The organism is Pseudomonas chaetocerotis, from assembly GCF_015712105.2.
Classification (GTDB): domain Bacteria; phylum Pseudomonadota; class Gammaproteobacteria; order Pseudomonadales; family Pseudomonadaceae; genus Aquipseudomonas; species Aquipseudomonas chaetocerotis.
This window is the reverse complement of record NZ_JACFYX020000009.1, coordinates 58,588-79,374: the sequence shown is the minus strand read 5'-3', so window position 1 is coordinate 79,374 and position 20,787 is coordinate 58,588. Positions and strand designations below refer to the sequence as shown.

Annotated in this window: 20 protein-coding genes; 9 read left to right on the top strand and 11 right to left on the bottom strand. The window is 64.7% G+C overall.

Going from position 1 to position 20,787, the window contains the following annotated elements:
• Nucleotides 1-116 precede the first annotated feature (116 nt).
• The 4 genes from H3221_RS16835 to H3221_RS16820 all read left to right on the top strand — a co-directional run bounded on the left by H3221_RS16835 (nt 117) and on the right by H3221_RS16820 (nt 4,798).
• Nucleotides 117-1,040 carry a LysR family transcriptional regulator gene (locus H3221_RS16835; protein WP_196476512.1) on the top strand — a complete coding sequence of 308 codons (924 nt, stop codon included), beginning with the start codon at nt 117-119 and terminating at the stop codon, nt 1,038-1,040.
• Complete coding sequence (locus H3221_RS16830) at nt 1,037-1,927, top strand: LysR substrate-binding domain-containing protein (protein ID WP_196476511.1); 891 nt, start codon at nt 1,037-1,039, stop codon at nt 1,925-1,927. Before H3221_RS16835 ends, H3221_RS16830 begins: the two co-directional genes overlap by 4 nt.
• A gap of 147 nt (nt 1,928-2,074) precedes the next feature.
• The gene (locus tag H3221_RS16825) at nt 2,075-2,701 is read left to right on the top strand and encodes a glutathione S-transferase family protein (RefSeq protein ID WP_196476510.1); all 627 of its coding nucleotides are present in this window, start codon (nt 2,075-2,077) and stop codon (nt 2,699-2,701) included.
• A gap of 51 nt (nt 2,702-2,752) precedes the next feature.
• Nucleotides 2,753-4,798 carry a pyridoxamine 5'-phosphate oxidase family protein gene (locus H3221_RS16820; RefSeq protein WP_196476509.1) on the top strand — a complete coding sequence of 682 codons (2,046 nt, stop codon included), beginning with the start codon at nt 2,753-2,755 and terminating at the stop codon, nt 4,796-4,798.
• Between the two features lie 349 nt (nt 4,799-5,147).
• On the opposite strand, the gene H3221_RS16815 is transcribed toward H3221_RS16820, so the two are convergent.
• The 5 genes from H3221_RS16815 to H3221_RS16795 all read right to left on the bottom strand — a co-directional run bounded on the left by H3221_RS16815 (nt 5,148) and on the right by H3221_RS16795 (nt 10,754).
• On the bottom strand, nt 5,148-5,321 hold the full coding sequence (locus H3221_RS16815; RefSeq protein ID WP_196476508.1) for a hypothetical protein: 174 nt from the start codon (nt 5,319-5,321) through the stop codon (nt 5,148-5,150).
• 182 nt (nt 5,322-5,503) lie between these two features.
• Entirely contained in the window at nt 5,504-7,054 is a 1,551-nt protein-coding gene (locus tag H3221_RS16810; protein ID WP_196476507.1) for a 3-hydroxyacyl-CoA dehydrogenase, read from the bottom strand.
• Nucleotides 7,051-7,827, bottom strand: a complete 777-nt coding sequence (locus H3221_RS16805) for an enoyl-CoA hydratase-related protein (RefSeq protein ID WP_196476506.1) — start codon at nt 7,825-7,827, stop codon at nt 7,051-7,053. Before H3221_RS16805 ends, H3221_RS16810 begins: the two co-directional genes overlap by 4 nt.
• A complete protein-coding gene (locus H3221_RS16800) occupies nt 7,820-9,007 on the bottom strand; it encodes a CaiB/BaiF CoA transferase family protein (RefSeq protein WP_196476505.1) in 1,188 nt (395 codons plus the stop codon). The genes H3221_RS16805 and H3221_RS16800 overlap by 8 nt, the downstream gene beginning before the upstream one ends.
• A 25-nt stretch (nt 9,008-9,032) precedes the next feature.
• The gene (locus H3221_RS16795) at nt 9,033-10,754 is read right to left on the bottom strand and encodes an acyl-CoA dehydrogenase family protein (RefSeq protein ID WP_196476504.1); all 1,722 of its coding nucleotides are present in this window, start codon (nt 10,752-10,754) and stop codon (nt 9,033-9,035) included.
• 110 nt (nt 10,755-10,864) lie between these two features.
• Here H3221_RS16795 and H3221_RS16790 point away from each other — a divergent pair, with 110 nt between their 5' ends.
• The 3 genes from H3221_RS16790 (at nt 10,865) to H3221_RS16780 (ending at nt 14,282) form a co-directional block, all read left to right on the top strand.
• Nucleotides 10,865-11,785: a LysR family transcriptional regulator gene (locus H3221_RS16790; RefSeq protein ID WP_196476503.1), complete on the top strand. Its 921-nt coding sequence runs from the start codon at nt 10,865-10,867 to the stop codon at nt 11,783-11,785.
• A 155-nt stretch (nt 11,786-11,940) separates the two neighbouring features.
• The gene (locus H3221_RS16785; protein WP_196476502.1) at nt 11,941-13,338 is read left to right on the top strand and encodes an MFS transporter; all 1,398 of its coding nucleotides are present in this window, start codon (nt 11,941-11,943) and stop codon (nt 13,336-13,338) included.
• Nucleotides 13,339-13,532: 194 nt separating this feature from the next.
• The gene (locus H3221_RS16780) at nt 13,533-14,282 is read left to right on the top strand and encodes a substrate-binding periplasmic protein (protein ID WP_196476501.1); all 750 of its coding nucleotides are present in this window, start codon (nt 13,533-13,535) and stop codon (nt 14,280-14,282) included.
• Here H3221_RS16780 and H3221_RS16775 read toward each other — a convergent pair.
• The 3 genes from H3221_RS16775 to H3221_RS16765 form a co-directional block, all read right to left on the bottom strand.
• Nucleotides 14,276-15,049 (bottom strand): SDR family NAD(P)-dependent oxidoreductase, encoded by a 774-nt coding sequence (locus H3221_RS16775; protein WP_196476500.1) that lies wholly within the window; start codon nt 15,047-15,049, stop codon nt 14,276-14,278. The two genes, H3221_RS16780 and H3221_RS16775, sit on opposite strands and share 7 nt — an antisense overlap.
• Nucleotides 15,046-15,822: an SDR family NAD(P)-dependent oxidoreductase gene (locus tag H3221_RS16770; RefSeq protein WP_196476499.1), complete on the bottom strand. Its 777-nt coding sequence runs from the start codon at nt 15,820-15,822 to the stop codon at nt 15,046-15,048. Before H3221_RS16770 ends, H3221_RS16775 begins: the two co-directional genes overlap by 4 nt.
• Before the next feature lie 194 nt (nt 15,823-16,016).
• Nucleotides 16,017-16,772, bottom strand: coding sequence for an SDR family oxidoreductase (locus H3221_RS16765; RefSeq protein WP_196476498.1), 756 nt, complete (start codon nt 16,770-16,772; stop codon nt 16,017-16,019).
• A 139-nt stretch (nt 16,773-16,911) separates the two neighbouring features.
• On the opposite strand from H3221_RS16765, the gene H3221_RS16760 reads away from it, so the two are divergent.
• Nucleotides 16,912-17,784 carry an AraC family transcriptional regulator gene (locus H3221_RS16760; protein ID WP_196476525.1) on the top strand — a complete coding sequence of 291 codons (873 nt, stop codon included), beginning with the start codon at nt 16,912-16,914 and terminating at the stop codon, nt 17,782-17,784.
• An 18-nt stretch (nt 17,785-17,802) separates the two neighbouring features.
• Here H3221_RS16760 and H3221_RS16755 read toward each other — a convergent pair whose 3' ends face one another.
• On the bottom strand, nt 17,803-18,483 hold the full coding sequence (locus tag H3221_RS16755) for a phytanoyl-CoA dioxygenase family protein (RefSeq protein ID WP_196476497.1): 681 nt from the start codon (nt 18,481-18,483) through the stop codon (nt 17,803-17,805).
• A gap of 182 nt (nt 18,484-18,665) precedes the next feature.
• On the opposite strand from H3221_RS16755, the gene H3221_RS16750 reads away from it, so the two are divergent.
• On the top strand, nt 18,666-19,151 hold the full coding sequence (locus H3221_RS16750; protein WP_196476496.1) for a hypothetical protein: 486 nt from the start codon (nt 18,666-18,668) through the stop codon (nt 19,149-19,151).
• Nucleotides 19,152-19,164: 13 nt separating this feature from the next.
• On the opposite strand, the gene H3221_RS16745 is transcribed toward H3221_RS16750, so the two are convergent.
• On the bottom strand, nt 19,165-19,644 hold the full coding sequence (locus H3221_RS16745) for a VOC family protein (protein ID WP_196476495.1): 480 nt from the start codon (nt 19,642-19,644) through the stop codon (nt 19,165-19,167).
• A gap of 78 nt (nt 19,645-19,722) precedes the next feature.
• A complete protein-coding gene (locus H3221_RS16740) occupies nt 19,723-20,523 on the bottom strand; it encodes a PA3715 family protein (protein WP_196476494.1) in 801 nt (266 codons plus the stop codon).
• Nucleotides 20,524-20,787: the final 264 nt, after the last annotated feature.

The following is a 20,787-nucleotide window of genomic DNA, read 5'->3' as shown; positions in this document are numbered from 1 at the left end:
TGCCTGATGGATCGTGGCTCAGGGAGTGGCTTCGTGCCGTGGTCGGGCTTGAGTCCTGACAGCGGACCGGCGTGTGGTTACTCTGTGCCGATGCAACAGAAAAGCAGGCGGTGACGATGGATCGGTTTCAGGAAATGAGGGTGCTGCTGGCGGTGACCGAAGCCGAGAGCTTCGCCGGTGGCGCCAAGCTGCTGGGCATCTCGCCGCCCAGCGTGACCCGTGCCGTCGCGGCGCTGGAGGCACGTCTCGGCACGCTGCTGCTGGCGCGCAGTACCCGCAGCCTGCGTCTGACCGAGGCCGGCCAGCGCTATGTCGAGGACTGCCGGCGCATTCTGCTGGAACTGGAAGAGGCCGAGGAGCTGGCCGCCGGAGGCAGTGTACGACCACGCGGGCGGCTCACCGTGACGGCGCCGGTGATGTTCGGCGAGCTGTTTCTGATTCCGCGCATTGCCCAGTACCTCGACACCCACCCGGACGTGGAGGTCAATGCGCTGCTGGTCGACCGCGTGGTGAACATGATGGAGGAGGGCATCGACGTGGCCGTGCGCATCGGCTCGTTGCCCGAGGGCGATCACCCGGCGTTGCAGGTCGGGCAGATCCGCTCGGTGGTGTGCGCCTCGCCAGCCTTTCTCGACCGTGTCGGGCGCCCGCGCCACCCGGATGAGTTGCGCGCTGCGCCCATCGTCATGTCCAGCGCCAGCACCCTGCTGTCGCACTGGCAGTTCGTCGGCGCGGACGGCCCGTTCGGCTTCATGCCGCAGCCACGCTTCACTGTCAGCTCCAACCAGGCGGCAATCAGCGTGGCGCGCCTGGGGTGGGGCTATACCCGCGTGCTGTCCTACCAGGTGGCTGCCGCAGTGGCGCGTGGCGAGATCGAGCTGGTGCTCGAGGCGTTCGAACCGCCGGCCTTGCCGGTGCACATCATTCACCAGGGCGGTCGCCAGGTCTCGGCCAAGGTGCGTACCTTCGTCGACCACTGCGCTGCCAGTTTTCGTGCCGACCCGGCGTTGCGTGCGGCCGGTGCAGCGCCGGTTTCATGAACGCTCACCGCGAGATGCAGGTGTTTCTCGCCGTGGCCCGGGCGAGGAGCCTGGCGGCCGCTGCTCGGCAGTTGCAGCTGTCCCAGGCCACGGTGATGCGGACCGTGGCTGCACTGGAGAGCCGCCTGGACAGCACCTTGCTGCTGCGCGGGCCACGCGGTGTGAGCCTGAGCGCGGCGGGTGCGGCGTTCGCCGAGAGCTGCCAGCGCATCCTGCAGCGGGTGGAGGAGGCCGAGCGCTCTGTGACCGGTTTGCACACCAGCCCCGCCGGACAGCTCAATCTGGCCCTGCCGTTGCTGATGACGCATCAGGTGCTGACCCCCATCGCCGTCGACTACCTGGCGGAATTTCCCGAGGTGAGCCTGGCCACCCTGGCGCGCGAAGAGCCGCCGAGGCTGTTGGAGGAGGGCATCGACCTGGCCGTGGTGGTTGGCCATCTGCCCAGTTCGTCCGGCTTTGCCGTGCCCTTGGGGTGGGCGCGACCGCTGGTCTGCGCGGCGCCGGCCTATCTGCAGCGCTGGGGTTGGCCGGCCAGCCCGCAGGCCTTGCACGCGCACCGCACCATCGCTCGTTCTTCGACCGGCCATGCAGGGGAATGGCGCTTTGCGGACGGCGCGGTGAAGCTTTCGCCGCGGCTGACGTGCAGCACGCCTCAGGCAGCGATCCGCGCGGCGCTCGCCGGTTTTGGCCTGACTCGCTGCCTGAGCTACGAGGCCTATCAGGAGTTGCACAGTGGGCAGTTGCAGGCGGTGCTGGAACACTTCGCCGCAGCGCCCGTGCCGGTGCAGCTGTATTACCGCGAAGGGCGCCGGGCGGCGGCGCGGGTGCGCAGCTTCCTCGACTTCGCCGTGCCGCGTCTGCGTGCCCATCCGGCGTTTCAGGATTGATGTGAGGCAATTGCAAAAAATGAAATAGTGGATTGTTCTGTCTGGTGATTCTTCTCTGGATTGGGTGGGGCGAATATGGCCCCATCGTCGCGAAGGCCAGTCACCTCGCGATGACCTTACCCAACCTCGCTCGAAGGAGTCATCGCCATGTCCCGTCCCGCCATCAAGCTGTACAACTTCCCTCGCTCCGGCCACGCCCACCGCGCCGAGCTCATGCTGTCGCTGCTGCAACTGCCCACTGAGCTGATCTTCGTCGATCTGGCCAAGGGCGAGCACAAGACGCCTGAATTCCTGGCCATCAACCCCTTCGGCCAGGTGCCGGCGATCGATGACGGCGGCACCATCGTCAGCGATTCCAACGCCATCCTCGTCTACCTGGCCAAGCGCTACGGCAATGACGACTGGCTGCCGCAAGACCCCGCCGCCGCCGCCCGCGTACAGCGCTGGTTGTCCGTTGCCGCGGGGCCGGTGGCTTTCGGCCCGGCTGCGGCGCGCCTGGTAACCGTGTTCGGCTACTCGTTCAACACCGAAGAAGTGATCAACCGTGCCCACGCGCTGTTCACCGTGATGGAAGGTGAACTGAGCGAGACCCCGTTCCTCACCGGCGACAAGCCGAGCATCGCCGACGTCGCCAACTACTCCTACATCGCTCATGCGCCGGAGGGCAACGTCTCGCTGGAGCCCTATCCGAACATCCGTGCCTGGCTGGCACGCATCGAGGCATTGCCTGGCTTCGTGCCGATGCCGCGTACCGCCGCCGGGCTGCAAGCCTGATACGCAAACGCTGCCGGGTACACCGGCAGCACCTCTGAAGGAGGGCAGAACATGCAACAGCTTCCCAGCCATCGGCACTCGCCCTGGCATGCCGGTGAAAAGCAACTGCAGGAAAAGGTCGGTGTTGGCGAACGCATGGAAGTGCTCGGGCAGAAGGTGATCCGTGACTACATGCCGGATCAGCATCGCGACTTTTACCATCAACTGCCCTTCATGATCGCCGCTGCCGTGGATGGCACAGGTCAACCCTGGGCCACGCTGATCGAAGGCGAAGAAGGTTTCGTCACTTCGCCCGATCCGCGCACGCTGTCGTTCGACCTCGCCGCCATGGCGCTCGACCCGCTCGATCCGGCCACGCCCGGCCTGGGTGTCAGTGAGGCCATCGGCCTGCTTGGCATCGAACTGCATACCCGGCGACGCAACCGCATCAATGGGCATATCCGTCAGGCCTCGGCGCAGCGCCTGGACATCACCGTGGAGCACTCCTACGGCAATTGCCCGCAGTACATCCAGTTGCGCCAGTACCGACGTGTGCCCGAGCGCGGCGTCGAGCGCTTCGATGCGAGCGAACTGGATGCCCGCAGCACCGAGATGATACGCAGCGCCGACACCTTTTTCGTCGCCAGTTACGTCGAGCACGACGATGGCCAGCGCTCGGTTGACGTTTCCCACCGTGGCGGGCGCGCCGGCTTCGTGCGGGTGGAGGGCAATCGCCTGACCATCCCCGACTACGCCGGCAACCTGTTCTTCAACACCCTGGGCAACCTCAGCGTCAATCCGCGCGCCGGCCTGCTGTTCGTCGACTTCACCTCGGGCGACGTGTTGCAACTGGCTGGCCGCGCCGAGATCATCCTCGACAGCCCGCTAATCAACCTCTTCGAAGGCGCCGAGCGACTGTGGACCTTCGACGTCGAGCAGGTGGTACTGCGCCCGGCGGGGGCCTCGCTACGTTGGGACTTCGAGGAATATGCACCGACCAGCCTGATGACCGGCACCTGGGCAGAAACCGATGCGCGCCTGCGCGAGCGTGAGCAGCGCAATCAGTGGCAGCGCTGGCGTGTGCAGCACCAGCAGCAGGAGAGCGCCGATATCCGCTCGTTCGTGCTGGCGCCGGAGCAGGGCGCTGCACCGCGCTTCGCTGCCGGTCAGCACCTGCCGATTCGCATCACCACCGCCACCGGCGACACCCTGCTGCGCACCTACAGCCTGTCCAGCGCGCCGTCGGACGGCCAACTGCGTATCAGCGTCAAGGCGCAGGGCCTGGTCTCGCGGCACCTGCACGAGCAGATCCAGGTTGGCGATGTGCTGGAAGTACGTCCGCCGCTGGGCAGCTTCACCCTTAATAGCGACACCAACCGGCCGCTGGTGCTGATCGGTGCCGGTGTCGGCATCACGCCGTTGCTGTCGATGCTGCGTGAGCAGGTGGCGTTGGGCCAGGGCAGGCGCATCCATTTTTTCCAGGGCGCCAGGACTCTGAGCGACCTGCCGTTCCAGGCCGAACTGCGCGAGCTGGTGCAACGGGCCGACGGTCTGCTGCACGTTCATCGTGCACTCAGTGCGCCGGAGCAGGACGCAGTACTCGGGCGCGACTACGAGCAGCACGGGCGCATCGAACTGGCGCAGATCAAGGCCGCGCTGTCGTTCGACGATTACGACTTCTACCTGTGCGGCCCGGCCGCCTTTACCCAGGCGATCTACGATGGCCTGCGCGATCTGAACGTTGCCGACGCGCGCATCCATGCCGAGGCGTTCGGCCCCTCGACGCTGAGGCGTCGCACGGACGGGCAGGGGACTACCTTCGTGCAGCCGCCAGCGGCCACCGAGCCGGTACCGGTGTACTTCACCACCTCGAGCAAGGAGGCGCGCTGGACGCCGAACAGCGGGAGTCTGCTGGAACTGGCCGAGAGCCGTGGCCTGAGCCCCGAGTTCAGTTGCCGTGGTGGTTCCTGCGGCACCTGCAAGACGCGCCTGGTCAGCGGCCAGGTGCATTACCCGAACCCGCCAGCCGAGTTGCCGGAAGGCGATAACGTGCTGATCTGCTGCGCGGTGCCGGCTCAGGGCGAGGATGGCGTGCAGCCCCTGGTGCTCGATCTGTGAGGGGGGCTTGCCGATGAACATTCAAGCTGAAAGTCGTGATCTCTGGCCTGATGTTGAAACAGGCGCTCGGCCAACTTCGTCCTGGCGTGACGAGTGCTGCGAAGTGGAGGTCGGCTATCTGGCATCGCAGCTGTTATTGCCACATGAGTTGCCGAGCTACGCAGCTGAAGGTTCACGCTTCTGGCAGCGGTGGGGGCGGCGCCTGCGTTACGGGGTGTCGGGGGATTGTCAGGTCATACGGAATGCTTGCGGAGTCGCTTCGGTGGCTCAATTGAGAGCGCAGAGTGCGCTGGGCTGAGCGCTTGTCTGAAGCTGTTGCCGTTTCGATCGAAACGGCAACAGCCTCTGCTTATCCTTGCGGCTGCGCGTTTTCCAGTGCTTCGCGGTAGGCATCGGCTTCGTCCCGGGACGGGAAGATACCCACCAGTTCTCCATTCTGAATCACGTCCCAGACCAGCATCCCCATGGCACGGGCTTCACGGGAAAGATGTTCGTTGTCACGTTCACGTACGATCACGTTCATGCTTGTCTCCTCGTAATACGAATGCGGCGAAATGTCGCGGTTCGTTTATACGCTTCGTTAGCAAGCTAATTAAACCGGGGTTTGGGCAAAGGACTGTTGCACCGATGCAACGAGCGAAACGGCGTTTTTGTGGTCGCCGTCAGCGTAGCGCGAGGTTTTGAGATTCAGCTCGTCGAGCGTGCTCAGGTTTCTGGGACGCTGATGACGTCAGGCACTGAGGCTTCACTTTGGCGCAGAGAGAGACCCAGGCTGGCGCGGCGCCTCAGCCAAGGGCTGGGACGATAGCGAGGGTCACCGCTGAGCGTGTGCAGGCGCTGCAGAATCTGCAGCAGGCGAGCGGCGCCCAGTGCATCGCCCCAGGCCAGCGGTCCTTGTGGATAGCCCAGGCCCATGCGTACGGCGGTGTCGATGTCCAGTACATCGGCGATGCCCTGCTGCGCCAGGTCGCAGGCGAGGTTGACGACACTGGCCAGCGTGCGCTGGACAATGAAGCCGGTGCTGTCGCGGATTACCGCGACGCTCACGCCGTCGCGTGCGCACAGTGCATGGGCTGCATTCAGGTAGTCCGGCGCGGTGAGCGGGGTGGGCATCAGGCAGCGTTGGTGATCCAGATCGCACAGGGTGTCGATGGCCACCACGCGTCTTGGGTCCAGTTGGCGTTGCGCGGCGGCCTGACTGGCGTCATCGCCGAGTGGTGCGAGCAGGCACAGCGCCTGCGCTGAGGGCCGCTCAGCCTGCTCGACTCGCGCCCCCAGGCGCTGCAACAACGCCAGCAAACGCTGCTGGCCGGTGGCATCGTCGGCGCTCATCCAGACCGGCGGCATATCTGCGACAGCGGGCACCGGCTGGGTGACGCGTGGGGCCTGCCGTGCACCTGCCGGGTAGGCATGAAACCCCTGGCCGCTCTTGCGGCCCAGGTGGCCGGCGGCAAGCATCTGGCGCAGCAGCGGATGCGGCCGGTAGCGCGGCTCCTCGTAGTACTGTCGGTACACCGACTCCATCACGGGCAGGCTGACATCCAGGCCGATCAGGTCCAGTAGCTCGAAGGGGCCCATGGCAAAGCCGGCCGCCTGGCGCAGCACGGCGTCGATCAGCGCCGGGCTGGCTACGTCCTCGGCGAGGATGCGCAGGGCCTCGGTGGCGTAGGCCCGCCCGGCATGGTTGACGATGAAGCCAGGGGTATCCCGTGCCCGCACCGCCTGGTGCCCCAGGCGCTGCACCAGGGCGACCAGGCGGGGTGCCACGTCCGCTCGCGTGGCAAGGCCATCGACCACTTCCACCAGGCGCATCAGCGGCACCGGGTTGAAGAAGTGCAGCCCGGCTATCCGTCCGGGGTCGCGGCACACCGCAGCGAGGGCGGTGATCGACAGGGACGAGGTGTTGCTGGCCAGCAGGGTGTCCGCGCCGACCCGTTGCTCCAGGTCACGCAACAGGGCCTGTTTGGCGCCCAGGTCTTCGACGATGGCCTCGATCACCAGGTGGCGGTCGGCCAGGGCATCGAGCTGCTTGACGGCTGTCAGGCGTTCCAGTGCTTGCGTGGCCTGTCGGGCGTCGAGCCGGCCTTTTTCCACAAGGCGCGTCACCTGTTCGGCGATGGCCTGGCAGGCTTCGTCGGCGGCTCCTTCACGGGCGTCGAACAGCTGCACAGAGCAACCCGCCAGCGCCGCCACCTGCGCGATGCCTCGACCCATGGCGCCCGCGCCGACGATGCCGACTTTCTCAATGCTGTTCATCGGCCCTGGTACTCCGCTGTGCGTTTGTCGAGAAAGGCACGCATGCCTGCTTTCTGGTCGTGGCTGTCGAACAGCAATTGGAAGGCGTGCCGTTCCAGTGCCAGCGCCTGTTCCAGCGGCAGATCGGCCCCGTCGCGCACCACCGCCTTGATCTGCTCCAGGGCCAGCGGCGGCAGTGCAGCCAGCTCGCTCGCGAGCTGTAGGGCACGGGCGATGGCCTCGTCCGCGACCTCGCTTGCCAGTCCGATGGCCAGGGCTTCGCGGGCATCGACGCTGCAGCCGGTCAAGAGCAGGCGCATAGCCTGGAACTTGCCCACGGCACGTAACAAGCGTTGGGTGCCACCCGCGCCCGGCATGATGCCCAGGCAGACTTCCGGCTGGGCGAAGCGGGCCGATGCGCCGGCGATGATCAGGTCGCAGTGCATGGCCAGCTCGCAGCCGCCGCCCAGCGCCAGGCCGTTGACGGCGGCCAGCAGCGGCTTGCGGCAGCGTCCCAGCACCTGCCAGTAGCGCTCCACCCGGCGTTGCTGCACCTGCAGCGGGCTCGCATCGACCAGTTCCGCGACATCGGCGCCAGCGGCGAATACCTGCTTGCCACCGGTGATGATGATGACGCGGGTTTCGTCGCACGCCTCCAAACTGCCCACCACGCGCGCGAGTTCGGCACGCAGCGGCAGATTCAGGGCGTTGCGCACCTCGGGACGGTTCAGCGTGAGCAGGGCGACGCCTGCCAGTGGACGGGTCAGGTGCACGAGGGCGGCTGGCTCAGTCATGGACGATACCGCGCGCAACCAGGGCATCGATGGCGTCGTCGGCAAGGCCCAGCCCGGTCAGTACCGCACGGCTGTCCTCGCCCAGGCGAGGCGGCGGTTTGCGATAGCGCGCCGGTGTGCGGGAGAGTTTTACCGGCGAGGCGATGCCCCGGTAATCGCCGTGCGCTACCAGCATCTGCCGGTGTCGGGTATGTGGATGAAGGGCCACCTGATCGACCTCAGCCACGGCGCCGCAGGGCACGCCTTCGCGGATCAGCGCGTCTGCCAGACGCGCTCCGTCATGCGGGCTCAGGTAGTGTTCCAGTTCGCTCTTCAGCGCCTGGCGGTTGCGCAGGCGACAGCCGTTGTCTGTGAAGCGCGGGTCATGCAGCAGCGCCTCGGCACCCAGGTGCGCGCAGAGGCGGCTGAACTGACGGTCGTTGCCGACGGCGAGGAATATCGGCGTGCTGCCGGTGCTGAAACTGTCGTAGGGGGCGATGTTCGGATGGGCGTTGCCGGTGCGTTGCGGTGTCTGGCCCGAGGCGAAGTGGTTGGGCAGGTGCGGGTGTAGCAGGGAGAGGGCACAGTCGTACAGGGTGATGTCGATGGACTGACCGCGTCCGCTGCGTTGGCGCTCGTGCAGGGCCATGAGGATTCCAGCCAGCGCATTCAACCCGCTGACCATGTCGACGATGGGCAGACCGATGCGCAGCGGTTCGCCTCCGGCCTCACCGTTGACGCTCATCAGCCCGGCCATGGCCTGGATTGCCGCGTCGTAGCCTGGCAGTCCACCCAGCGGGCCGCTGGCGCCAAAGCCGGTGACGGCGCAGTGGATCAGACGCGGGAAACGCTCGGCCAGCACCTCCTGATAGCCGATGCCCCAGCGGCTCAGGGTGCCCGGCTTGAAGTTCTCGATCAGTACGTCGGCCTCTTCCAGCAACTGCAGGAGCAAGGCGATACCCTCCGGCTGCGCGAGGTCGACCACCAGTCCCTGTTTGTTGCGATTCACGCCGCGGAAGTAGGAGGCGCTGTCGCCCTCGAAGGGTGGCCCCCAGCCGCGTGTTTCATCGCCGCCCGGTGGTTCCAGTTTGATCACGTCGGCGCCGTGGTCGGCCAGCGCCTGGGAACAGTAAGGGCCGCCAAGAACCCGGCTGAGATCGATGACCCGCAGGCCGTGCAAGGCGCCATTGGAGTGCGTCATGGTTATTTTTTCCTGAGCAGGGGAGTCAGTGCGGCAGCGCACGCAGGGCTTCGTCGAGAGACAGCGGTGTTTCACCGACCAAGTGTGTCAGCAGGTCGCTGTCGTCCAGGTCGTTGGCCAGTGGGTCGCGGGGCAGCAGGCGGTGGCGGGTGACCAGCAGGGCCAGCGCCAGACGCCGGTAGTCGGGCGCCAGACGTGATGCTTCCCAGGCCATGAAGATCGCCGTGCTGATGTGGTAAAGGGCGCTGCCAGCCTGGCGAACCGCGTCATGGCGACGGTTGCCGGCCACCTCGTCGAGCAGCGTCACGGCGCGTTGCAACAGCCCCTGCAACAGCGCGTCGGCGGCGGGAGGTAGGTCGGCCTGTTTCAGCAGATGCTGCAGATGACGCTGCAGGGGGGCGAGGGCGTCTTCACGGGTGACGGCGCGGGCGATATCGAGGGCAACGATATTGCTGGTGCCCTCCCAGATCGAACCCAGGTGGGCATCGCGCACCAGCCGTGCATCGCTCCATTCCTCGATGTAGCCAAGGCCGCCGCGTACCTCCATGGCATCGCCAGTGACCCGGCGGGCATCACGGCAGGCGCGGAACTTGATCAGCGGGGTGAGAATGCGCACGCACTTTTGTGCCTCGTCGTCACCGGCATCGGCCCTGGGTAGCAGAGTAGCGATCTGCATGAACAGCGAGCGTGCCTGTTCGGTCGGCAACATCAGCTTGAGCAGTTGGCGCTGCATCAGCGGCATGTCCACCAGGCGCTTGCCGAAGGCGAGGCGATGGCGTGCCACATGCAGCGCTTCATTGAGCGCGCGGCGCATCAGTCCGGCGGCACGCACGCCATTGGACAGCCGCGACATGTTGATCATGTCTGCCATCTGCTGAAAGCCCCGACCGACCTCGCCGATCAGATAGGCCGTCGCGCCTTCCAGGCTGATTTCGCCGCTGGCCATGGAGCGGCTGCCCAGCTTGTCCTTCAGGCGCACGATGCGGTAGGCGTTGCGGCTGCCGTCAGGACGATGCCTGGGCAGCAGGAACAGGCTTACGCCCGGCATACCTTCGGGGGCGTCATCAGGGCGCGCGAGTACCATGGCCAGCTCGGCATCGGGGTTGGAGCAGAACCACTTGTCGCCGTACAGCTTCCAGGTGCCATCCTCCAGGCTGGCGCGTGTACGGGTGCGTGCCACGTCCGAGCCGGCCGCCTGTTCGGTCATGAACATGGCGCCCTGATAGAGGTTGTCGAAGTCTTGCGAGGCCAGACGGGGCAGGTAGCGCTGCACCAGCTCCGGGGTGCCGAACTTGTGCAGGGTGCGGGTCAGCGAGTCGGTCATGCTCACCGGGCAGCAGAGGCCGAATTCGGCCTGGACGAAGAGGTAGGTGAGGGCGTACTTGATCAGCGGCGGCGGCCCGTCCGCGCGGTGACTCAGGGCGGCCAGGCCCAGTTCGGCATAGGCCACACGTTCCAGCTCGACGTAGTGCGGATGCTTGACCAGGTGCTGGAGGTCTTCGCCGCGACGGGTGCGCGCTGCCAGCGTTGGTGGGTTCTTGTCTGCCGACAGAGCGAGGCGATCCAGTTCGTCGCCGGCACGTGCGCCCAGGCGCTGCAACTCGGGCAGCCAGGACGCGAGTATGTCTGCAGGCAGGTAGGTGGCGAGCAACTGGGCCAGGCTGGGATCGCAATCGAAGAGGTTCATCCCGCTGCTGTCGGGGATGTTCAGCTCATCGCGATGGGCGGCGTCGGTCAGGGCGTTCATGGCGGCACTCCTTGGGTCAGTGCAGCGAGCCTAGGAAGCCTTTTGATAAGTATCCAATACAATAAAAAGCTCCTACGATAAGAAAAAAATATCGTCGGAGCCTGCCGAACATGGACCTCAAACAACTGCGCTATTTCGTGGCGGTCGCCGAAGAGCTGCATTTCGGCCGGGCCGCCGCGCGGCTGTTCATCTCTCAGCCAGCGCTGTCCTTCGACATCAAGAAGCTCGAGGAGCAGTTGGGTATCCAGTTGCTGCAACGCAACAACAAGTCGGTCAAGCTCACCCCCGCCGGCCGGGTGCTGCTCGATGAGGCGCGCAGCCTGCTGTTGCAGGCGGAACAGGCACGCCGCCTGACCTTGCGCTCCGCCCAGGGAGCACTGGGACGTCTGCGTGTCGGCTTCGTCAGTTCCATGCTGTATCAGGGACTGCCGGCGGCGGTGGCGCGCTACGAGGCGCTCTATCCGGGGATGGAGGTGGTGCTACGCGAGATCAACAGCGCCGAACAGGCCCAGGCCCTGCAACGTGGTCAGATCGACATAGGCTTCGTGCACCGGGGCACGACGCTGGCCGGCGTCGCGTCGCTGCTGCTGCTGACCGATCCCTTCGTCTGCTGCCTGCCGCCTGGCCACCCGCTGCTCGCAGAAACGACCATCGATCTGGCGCAACTGCGTGACGAGCCTTTCATCCTCTTTCCGCGCTCGGCCTCACCGCACTACCACGACCTGATCATCGCGCGCTGCGTGGCGGCGGGTTTCAGCCCGCAGATTCGTCACGAAGCGCGCCTGTGGCAGACCATCATCACCATGGTGATGCATGGCATGGGTGTGGCCCTGCTGCCGCAGAGTCTCAGTGGCGCCTGGCGTGGCGAGCTGCATTGCGTGGCCATCGCGCAGGTCGGGCCGCCCTCGGAGCTGCACGCCATCATTGCCGAGGACAACCCGCCCGAGGCCGCCCGTCATTTTCTCGCCGTCCTGCGCGATGACCTGGCCCTGGCCGGTCATGGACATGCGGATTTGCTTATCAAGCCATAAGAACAAACGACTATTGATTTTCCTACCTCGCTCCTAGACTCCGATTCGACTCGAGTCTCACGCCGTGCATCGCTGCAGTTGCCTGCCCCCGTCCTGTTGTCCGTCGGGGTATGGGCAAGCGTTGCCCCGACAATAAAAACAATGAGGTAGGGTCCATGCAGCGCAACGAGTGCGTCAGTGAGCAGGAACAGCACCGCAAGGCACGCAAGGCGGGCATTGCTTCCTTCATCGGCACCACCATCGAGTGGTATGACTTTTACATATACGGCCTGGCTGCCGCCCTGGTGTTCGGCAAGGTGTTCTTTCCGGCCGACATGGAACCGGGGCTGGCCACCTTGCTGTCCTTTTTCACGCTCTGGTCCGGTTTCGTCGCACGGCCATTGGGTGGCGTCATCTTCGGTCATCTCGGTGACCGCATCGGGCGCAAGACCACGCTGGTGATCACCCTGATCATGATGGGAGTGGCCACCACCTGCATCGGCTTCTTGCCCACCTATGCCGAAATCGGCCTGCTGGCGCCCGTGGCACTGGTGGTGCTGCGCGTGCTGCAGGGGATTGCCGTCGGCGGCGAATGGGGCGGGGCGGTGCTCATTGCCAGCGAGAGCGCGCCCAAGGGCAAGGGCATTCTCTATGCAGCCTTTGCCCAGCAGGGCTCGCCGACCGGCAATCTGCTGGCGACCCTGGTGTTCTTCGGCCTTAGCAGCCTGCCGATGCCGGACTTTCTGCAATGGGGCTGGCGCGTGCCCTTCCTGCTGTCCGCCTTGCTGGTGATCATCGGCATGGTCATTCGCCTGACCCTGGAAGAGTCGCGGGATATGCAGCGCCTGCTCAAAGAGAAGAAAACGGTGAAGCTGCCGATCCTCGAAGTGTTGCGCAAGCACTGGCTGATCGTGTTGCTGGGCGCGGGTACGTTGCCGGTGATCCATGTCACCTATTTCAAGAGCACCTTCGCGCTGTCCTGGGCGACCAAGACCCTGGGGTATGACCAGGCAACCTTCCTCAGCATCATCGTCATCGCGCTCATCGTGCAGTTCGTCAGTCAGCCGATCGGCGCGCTGCTGACCTCGCGCATCGACATGCGCCGGGCGGTGCTGATCATGGTGCTGCCGGAGTTCTTCCTGATGCCGGCGATGTTCTACGCCGTTGAGACGCGGGTGTACTGGATAGCCGCTGTGGCCATGTGCCTGGCTACCATTCCGCATGCCATGTTCTACGGCGCCATCGGCGGTATCCTGGCGCGTGCCTTTCCTGCGCGGGTGCGCTACTCGGGGCTGTCTTTGGCCTATCAGTTGTGTTCACTGCTGGTTGGTGGCGGTACGCCGGTGTTGGCGCAATGGATACTCAACAGCACCGGCAGCATCACCGGCGTGGCGATTGCATCGGCCAGCTACGCGCTGGTGTCGCTGAGTTGCACACTGGCACTGCTGCGCATCACCGGCTTCAACGCGAGCGAGTTGTCCAGCGCCGAGCAGGCTGATGCCGACGAGGTGGGCGTCCACAGCAGCGCTGATCTACCGCTGGCGCCAGCAGTGCCGCAGCCCGGGCGCGGATAGTTGCAGGCGCCGCAGGGGCGCTGCCTGCCTGGTCAGGCAACGACTCTGCGCAGCGCGTGGCGAGATGGGGTCAAGGTCAACGTTAGCGTTGGGTTTTGCCCATGAGGCTGCAACACTGGCATAGCGTCTATGCTTGCCGAGCCACCCTGATCAGAGCCGCCCTTGAACAACATCCAGTCCCGCAGGTACAGCCGGTGAAGCACTCGACACTCATCGCTGCATTGCTCTGCCTGCTGATGGGGGCGCTTGCCAGAGCCGAGACGTATCAGCTGGTCACCGAGGAATGGGCACCCTACAACTACCGGGAGAACGAGCACATCACCGGCATGGCCACGGAGGTGGTGCGGGCCATCATGGCGCTGACCGGCGATGACTTCGAGATCAGCATGAGACCCAGCATGCGCGCCTCTCGTGTGCTGCACACTCAGCCCAGAACCATCATGTACTCGATGTTCCGCACGCCAGAGCGCGAGTCCTTGTTCAAGTGGGTCGGGCCCATCGCCGAGGAGTCCATCTACCCCTACCAGCTGGCCGCTGCAGCGCAGCCGATTCACACGCTGGAGCAGTTGCTGCACACCCCACGCATCACCACCCGGCACGCCGGCCTGGTGCCAACGATGTTGACGTCGATGGGGTTCGACAACCTCGACACGAGCGCAACGGAGAGTGAGCAGCTCTACCGCATGCTGTTGGCCGGGCGTACCGAGGTCATCATCGGCGACACCGACGCCGGCGTGGCCTACTACAGTCGCCAGCTGGGTATCGCCCCGGGCACTCTCAGGCGGGTGCCCATCGAGCTGTACCGCTCCTCGCTGTATATCGCCTTCAGCCGCGACAGCGACGATGCGCTGGTCGCGGCCTGGGCCGCTGCCCTGGACAGATTGCGCCGCTCGGGTGAGCTGGCGCGCATCCAGCAGCGCTACGAACGGCGCGACGATCAGTGACCGGCTGAAATGCCCTGATCGATGGCCAGGTCAGCACCGGTGATCGACCGCGCCCCAGGCTGGCAGAGGAAGAACGCCAGTTCCGCCACTTCTTCCGGCTGGATGAAACGCGCCTGATCTCCCTGTGGATATTTCCCCAGCAACTCCCGGTAGTAGGCGTCCGGATCGCCATTACCGTAATGCTCGGCCTGGAACTTGAGCATCGGTGTCTCGATATCGCCAGGCGAGACGGCGTTGCAACGCACGCCGTAAGGTGCCAGATCCAGCGCCAGTGCCTTGGTGAACATGCTCAGGCCGCCCTTGCTGGCGCAGTAGGCGGCAGCATTGGGGTTGCCCTGGCGTCCGGCGTCGCTGGAAATATTGACGATGGCGCCTCGCGTCTGGCGCAGGTGAGCAATGGCCGCAGCGCACATGAAGAAGCTGGCCTTGAGGTTGACGTCCAATACCAGGTCGAAATCCTCCTCGCTGAAGGCTTCCACCGGCCCTTCGCGCCATACCCCTGCCGCATTGATCAATGCATCCAGTCGGCCAGCTGCTTCGATCACTGCCGTCACCACTGCATTGCAGTTGGCAGGCTTGCGGATATCCGTCGCCAGGTTGCCTACCAGCGTATGGCGCTGGCCCAGCTCGGCCAGGCCGGTAGCGTTGGCGTCGGTGGCGAACACCGCCCAGCCACCGGCCACGAAGCGTGCCACCAGCCCACTGCCCACGCCGCCAGCCGCGCCGGTGATCAGCACCACGGGGCTGATTTTGGGCTCGGTACTCATGGGGCCTTGTCCTCGATAAGGCAGTTGCCGCCGTCGACCACCAGTACCTCGCCGGTGATGTAGCTGGCTTCAGGGGAGGCGAGGAAGGCCACGGCTGATGCCACTTCCTCGGGGCGTCCGGCACGGCCTATCGGCACATAGGCCGCGGCGCGCTGTTCATGCGGCGTGCTCGAGCCCGTGGCGATCCAGCCCGGCGCCACGGTGTTGACCGTGATGCCCTGGCGTGCGACCTCCAACGCCAGGCCCATGTTCATGCCCACCATACCGGCCTTGGCGGCGCTGTAGGCCGCCTCGCCGGGATTGCCGCCACGCGTGCCGGTGGTGGAGCCGATGTTGACGATCCTCCCGTAGCTGCGCGTCTGCATGCCGGGGAGCAGGGCGCGGGTGAGCAGGAAGGCACTGGTCAGGTTGCGGGCGAGCGAGAGATTCCAGACCTCCAGGCTCATGCTGGAAAGCTCCGCGAACGGCTCAGGGCTGCCCTGCATCGCCATGCCGGCGTTGTTCACCAGAATATCGACGCGCCCCCACAGTCCTTCGGCCCAGGCGGCGAACGCCTGCACGCCGGCTTCGTCGGTAAGGTCGACTGCCCGGCCCTCGGCTACGAAGCCTTCGGCGCGCAATTCGGCGACGCGCTCGGCGATGCGCGCACTGCTGGCGGTGACGATCAGCTTCGCCCCTGCCGCGCCCAAGCGCCTGGCGATGGCCATGCCGATGCCGTGTTCGCTGCCGGCACCGCTGATCAGTGCAACCTGGTCGTTCCAGTCCTGTTTCATGCAAGGCTCCCATCGGGTTGTCGATGGCTGGAAACTAGAGGGAGTTAGCTGATAAAGAAAGACAACAGTCATCAGGTAAATTGACAACGACCATGATTTGGAACTGATGCGTCAGCGCATGGCTGGGCAACCGTCGCGTGGCTAGGGCGCGCGGATATCGCTGCGACCGGGTTGTCCGGTCGCAGCGGGGGCGATCAGATCGCCTGACCGCCGGATACCTCGATGCGCTGGGCGTTGATCCAGCGATTCTGCTCGCCGAGCAGGCTGGCGATCATCGGGCCGATGTCGTCCGGCACGCCGACCCGACCCAGCGCCGTCATGTCCGCGAACACCTTGTTCAGGTCCGGCATGTCACGTACGGCTCCCCCCAGGAAATCCGTTTCGATGGCGCCGGGCGCCACTGTGTTGACTGCGATACCCCGGCTGCCCAGCTCCTTGGCCATGTACAGGCTCAGCACTTCCACTGCGCCCTTGACCGCCGAGTAGGCGGAGAAACCGGGATAGGACACGCGGGTCAGCCCGGACGAGATATTGACGATACGACCACCATCGGCCATCAGTGGCAGCAACGCCTGGGTGAGGAAGAACACTCCTTTGAAATGCACGTTCACCAGGGCATCGAATTGAGCTTCAGTGGTGTCGGCAATCGAGGCCATGTCGCCATGGCCGGCGTTGTTGATCAGGTGGTCGAAACTATCGCGTTGCCAGGTATCGTTAAGTGCCTGGCGCAGGCGTTGTACGAAGGCCGGAAAGGTGCTGACGTCGCCTGCGTCGAGCTGCAGAGCGACCGCCTTGCGTCCCTGGGCCTGGATGTCGGCAACCACGGCCTGTGCGGTGTCGGCCTGGCTGTGATAGGTGACGACGACATCGATGCCCTGACGCGCGATGTTCAGCGCAGTGTTGCGGCCGAGGCCACGGCTGGAGCCGGTTACGATGGCGATCTTGGTCATGGTAATAATCCTCTCATGGGTGAACGGGATTTCATTGTGTGGCGCGTGGCGCAACCCCGTCGTTACCGAAACCTCGACGCTTTTTGCCTATTTCTCCAAGAGGAAAAGACATGCTCTGGATCAGCATCAGGAGCCTACGATGAGCGCAGCGCTGCTTGAGGTTGTGCGCGGTTATCTGAATCGACATGGCGAATCCGGCGGGCTTGCCCAAACGCCCATTCCTGGCTTGACCATCATTCGCACGTCAGAGCCCAGCGGGCTGGATTACGCCATCACCCGGCCTCTGGCCTGTCTGGTGTTGCAGGGCAGCAAGCGCGTCATGATGGGCACCCGGAGCTTCGACTTCAGCGCCGGTGATTCGCTGTTGATCACCGCTGACGTACCGACGGTCAGCCAGATCATCCAGGCGAACCACGAGGTCCCTTACATCTCGCTGGTGATCGACCTCGATCCTGCTCTGCTCACCGAATTGATGGAGGAAATGAAGGCGGTGCCGAGTGCGGAGCTTGAGCCCATCCGCATCGAACCGACCGATAGCGAAGTCGCCGAAGCGGCACTACGCCTGATGCGACTGCTCGAGCGCCCGGCTTCGGCAACGGTGCTGCACGCTTCGCTTGTGCGCGAACTGCATTACTGGCTGCTGGCTGGTCGGCATGGCCCGGCGATCAGTCGCCTGGGCTGGCCGGACGGCCATGCGCAACGCATCGCTCGGGCGGTGAAGGTGCTGCGCATCGAATTCACCCGGCCGCTGCCGGTGGAGCATCTGGCGTCCGTGGCCGGTATGAGTCCGTCATCTTTTCATCACCACTTTCGCAACCAGACATCATTGACGCCGCTGCAATTTCAGAAACGGCTGCGTCTGATCGAAGCGCGTCGCCTGATGACAGGGGAGGGCGCCACCGCCAGCAGTGCGGCGTTCGCGGTGGGTTACGAAAGTGTGTCGCAGTTCAGCAGGGAGTACCGCCGGCTGTTCGGCCTGCCGCCGGCGAGAGACGCCAGTGTCGCCTGCTGACACTGGCAACCGCCTTGCTCACACCTGTCTCAGGGGAAAATCCGCAGGTTCGAAGCGTTCGCTTGCGTCCATGCGAATCCCCCGCAGGCTGCGCGTCTCCAGATAGGACGCGTACAGTGGCTCGGCGAAGTAGCTGATCAGGATCGAGCGGCGACGTGTGCCAAGCCGGTTCAGGCTGCCGGCGTGTATCAGGTCCACATCGAACACCAGGATGTCGCCGGCCGCACCCGCAAGCTGCACTGAGCGGGACTCGTCGTTGACTTCGAAGGGTGACTCGCCGGCAGGCGGACGGTGGCTGCTCGGAACGATACGGGTGGCACCGTTGCCTGGGCCATAGTCGTCGAAGTAGACCATGGCATTGACGATATCGCCCGGGCGCTGCGCCGACAGATCGCGATGCAGTGGCTGATGACCGCCACCGGTCAGTGGCTCGCGGCCCTCCACCTGGGCGAGGAAGAAACGTTCGCCGATCAGCTCGCCGACCACTACCAGCAGCTGTGGCAGGCGGCACACGGCCTGAATCATGGCGTCGTCATCCAGCAGCGAGTGATGCCAGTCTGCGCCGCGCGGTACCGGCCACTGATCCGAGGGGGTGATGCCCGCATCGAACACGGTGCGCAACCCATCCAGCCACCCGACAGGAACCGCCTGGCGCAGCAACGCATAGCCGTCGTGGTGGAGTTGTTCGCGGTCCGTCATGATCAGGCTCCCGTCATCCATGCATCCCGAAGAAAACAGGTGGAAGTCGAAGAGGCAAGCCCGATCTTCAATGCATGGCTCTCCGTCTGCAAATTCAGCCGCAGGCCATGACCAAGACTGAATACAATGGCGCCTGAACTTTCCGTGCCATGCACATGGCTGTACCGAACGAGGAACGCCCCATGGCCTCCGCAGATAAACAGAAGAAGCGCGCCCAACGGGCCAAGACCAAAGCCAGGCAGAACCGCATGGGCAAGCCCAAGGCGCAGGCCAATGTCGTCCATCCGATTCTCGCCAACCCGTTTATCAACGAGCCGTTCGATGATGTCGAGATCGACCTGAGCACCTTCGATTTCAAGGACATCGAGGAGAACGGCTTCGACCCCGCGCATTTCGATGACCTGTTCCAGGCCATGAAAGCCGGCGAAGGCATCAGCCTGCTCGCCCTGTGCCTGATATTCCTGCAGTACCCGGTGCTGGAGTTGGTGGTCGCCGAGGAGTCGGAAGAGGCCGCGACCGACTTCATGATGGGCCTGCTGATCGTCTACCGCGGCATCTTCCACGATGAAGACGAAGACGCCGCGATCACCTGGATCGGCAGCGACGCCTTCCAGAGTGCCTATAACGAAGCGTCGCTGATCCTGCAGAAGAAAAACGCCCGCGTCTGATCCATTTCGGCAGTCAGCCCTTCAGCGCCGCCTCGAGTCTGGCAATGTCGATCTTGCTCATGGTCATCATCGCCTCGAAGGCGCGCTTGGCGGCTGCGCGGTCAGAGCTGGCGATGGCGGCGCTGAGGATGCGCGGGGTGATCTGCCAGGAGATGCCCCATTTGTCCTTGCACCAGCCGCATTCACTGGCCTGGCCGCCGTGGTCGATGATCGCGTGCCACAGGCGATCCGTCTCGGCCTGATCGTCGGTGGCGACCTGAAACGAGAACGCCTCGTTGTGCTGGAACGCCGGGCCGCCGTTGAGGCCCAGGCAGGGTATGCCCATCACGCTGAACTCCACCGTCAGCACATCGCCCTGCTGGCCACTGGGGTAGTCACCGGGCGCATGGTGTACCGCCAGCACGGCGCTGTCGGGAAAGGTCTTGGCGTAGAAGGTCGCAGCCTCCAGCGCATCGCGGTCGAACCAGAGGCAGATGGTGTTCTTGCTGGTCATCCTGAGTCTCCCACCGTGGGTTGAGACTCAGCAGTCTAGACGGCCGTGGGGCGCTGGCTTGTCCTTGCCTGTTCGTCGTTACGGCTGCGGTTCTGTCATCCAGAACATCGGGAACTGATCGAACGGGTAGTGCTTACCGTCGTAGCGGACGGTCGTACTGACCTTGCGCAGCATCGGACCCTGCCAATCTGCGCGAACCTGAGCGGTTACCACCAGGTCGGCGTAGCCGTGGGCTCGCTTCGGCCCCAGGCCCAGCGTCATGTCGGCACGCTCTGATTGGAAGTCACTGTCCATCACGCAGGACGTACCCTTTACCGTCGTCCATGAGTACAGATAGGTGGCAAACACCGGTCTCAGCCGCGGCCCTTCCGGCACCACCAGCGTTAGCAGATCATTGAAGCCGGCATCCGGACAGCTCGCCCCGCGTGCGACACTGCGCACCACCACGCCGAACGCGCGAACGTCTGGTGCCAGGTGATAGCGCGCGGTATCCAGCCACAAGCTGTCGGCATCGAGTTCCAGCGCGGCATCTTCCCCCAGGTAGTCGTCATAACGTTCGCGCAATTGCCCGCTCTGCGCGTCCACCTTCGCCACCAGCCAGTGGAGATTGCGCTCGCCTGCTGGCGTGGCGTCCTCTGCGTCACGGTAAGCCAGGGTCACCACGGATAGCGCCGGATCATCCGGCCAGGGCTTGCAGGCAGCCGCCACCAACGGCCCGTCGCCGCGCCTGTCAGGGGGCGTCCAGCCTTGCTGTCCCAGTTGGGTCGCCAGTGAGTCCAGCAATGCAGCGTTGCAGGGCTGAGGCTGGCGTGTATCGGCTTGAGCGAGAGGGAATAGGCAGAGCGCCAAGGCGGGGAGGATGCCAGGTAAACGGTCCATGTCGGTGATTCCCTGTTCGGCGCCATTCATTCGAACGGACACCGGAGGTTTAAGGTGCGGCGACTTTACGCTGAAAGACGAGGGAGGGTGGAGTGGGTAGAGTGGCGGGACTATTTGGATGGGCTGCTACCGGCCAATTGCAGCCAGTCGCGTCGGGCAGAAAACGCCCCAAAACGGACTCTGAGATATGTCCATTAAGCTCGGTGCGATTCAGTGCTGGACTAAGGTGCTCACTGCAGGTTAACAGTCGATACTCAGTCTCAA

Bases quoted from the DNA above. Each gene is read 5' to 3' on its own strand.
- H3221_RS16835 (WP_196476512.1), top strand. From the start codon at position 117: ATGGATCGGTTTCAGGAAATGAGGGTGCTGCTGGCGGTGACCGAAGCC.
- H3221_RS16830 (WP_196476511.1), top strand. From the start codon at position 1,037: ATGAACGCTCACCGCGAGATGCAGGTGTTTCTCGCCGTGGCCCGGGCG.
- H3221_RS16825 (WP_196476510.1), top strand. From the start codon at position 2,075: ATGTCCCGTCCCGCCATCAAGCTGTACAACTTCCCTCGCTCCGGCCAC.
- H3221_RS16820 (WP_196476509.1), top strand. From the start codon at position 2,753: ATGCAACAGCTTCCCAGCCATCGGCACTCGCCCTGGCATGCCGGTGAA.
- H3221_RS16815 (WP_196476508.1), bottom strand. From the start codon at position 5,321: ATGAACGTGATCGTACGTGAACGTGACAACGAACATCTTTCCCGTGAA.
- H3221_RS16810 (WP_196476507.1), bottom strand. From the start codon at position 7,054: ATGAACAGCATTGAGAAAGTCGGCATCGTCGGCGCGGGCGCCATGGGT.
- H3221_RS16805 (WP_196476506.1), bottom strand. From the start codon at position 7,827: ATGACTGAGCCAGCCGCCCTCGTGCACCTGACCCGTCCACTGGCAGGC.
- H3221_RS16800 (WP_196476505.1), bottom strand. From the start codon at position 9,007: ATGACGCACTCCAATGGCGCCTTGCACGGCCTGCGGGTCATCGATCTC.
- H3221_RS16795 (WP_196476504.1), bottom strand. From the start codon at position 10,754: ATGAACGCCCTGACCGACGCCGCCCATCGCGATGAGCTGAACATCCCC.
- H3221_RS16790 (WP_196476503.1), top strand. From the start codon at position 10,865: ATGGACCTCAAACAACTGCGCTATTTCGTGGCGGTCGCCGAAGAGCTG.
- H3221_RS16785 (WP_196476502.1), top strand. From the start codon at position 11,941: ATGCAGCGCAACGAGTGCGTCAGTGAGCAGGAACAGCACCGCAAGGCA.
- H3221_RS16775 (WP_196476500.1), bottom strand. From the start codon at position 15,049: ATGAGTACCGAGCCCAAAATCAGCCCCGTGGTGCTGATCACCGGCGCG.
- H3221_RS16770 (WP_196476499.1), bottom strand. From the start codon at position 15,822: ATGAAACAGGACTGGAACGACCAGGTTGCACTGATCAGCGGTGCCGGC.
- H3221_RS16765 (WP_196476498.1), bottom strand. From the start codon at position 16,772: ATGACCAAGATCGCCATCGTAACCGGCTCCAGCCGTGGCCTCGGCCGC.
- H3221_RS16760 (WP_196476525.1), top strand. From the start codon at position 16,912: ATGAGCGCAGCGCTGCTTGAGGTTGTGCGCGGTTATCTGAATCGACAT.
- H3221_RS16755 (WP_196476497.1), bottom strand. From the start codon at position 18,483: ATGACGGACCGCGAACAACTCCACCACGACGGCTATGCGTTGCTGCGC.
- H3221_RS16750 (WP_196476496.1), top strand. From the start codon at position 18,666: ATGGCCTCCGCAGATAAACAGAAGAAGCGCGCCCAACGGGCCAAGACC.
- H3221_RS16745 (WP_196476495.1), bottom strand. From the start codon at position 19,644: ATGACCAGCAAGAACACCATCTGCCTCTGGTTCGACCGCGATGCGCTG.
- H3221_RS16740 (WP_196476494.1), bottom strand. From the start codon at position 20,523: ATGGACCGTTTACCTGGCATCCTCCCCGCCTTGGCGCTCTGCCTATTC.